Raw genomic sequence first — 332 nt, 5'->3', positions numbered from 1 at the left:
CTACACCAGGCAGGATATTGAGCAGGTTTTCGATATCTCGAAAGGCTATGCCAAAGCGCTGCCTTTGTGCGTGCAGACGGTTGACACCTTTCGAGGTCATCTGTTGATGGTGTTCTGCAGTACGATCGTACTCAGGCACTTACAGCAACTGTTGCGCAGCTCTCCTTATAGCCTCGACGACTTCTTGACTGTCATGCGAAACCAGAAAGCCAAGATTTATGAGGATCTCGTGGTGCCCATGGAAGCCACCAAGAAGCAGAATGACTTCTACAAACTTGCTCGGATCAAATCGAGCGTCAGCTTGCCGCGTCAGTCTGTTAACTGACCTGGAT

1 protein-coding gene is annotated in these 332 nt (G+C 50.0%); it reads left to right on the top strand.

What is annotated here, in order from left to right; genetic code table 11:
* Positions 1-325, top strand: a 325-nt coding sequence (locus tag GBM95_RS12465; protein WP_193222716.1) for a hypothetical protein, incomplete at its 5' end; no start/stop codon positions are given.
* Positions 326-332 lie beyond the last annotated feature (7 nt).

Origin of the sequence: Sutterella seckii, assembly GCF_009183815.1 — a bacterium.
Taxonomy (GTDB): Bacteria; Pseudomonadota; Gammaproteobacteria; order Burkholderiales; family Burkholderiaceae_F; genus Sutterella; species Sutterella seckii.
Note: the sequence above shows the minus strand (reverse complement) of the source record. Positions and strands in the feature narration are given on the sequence as shown.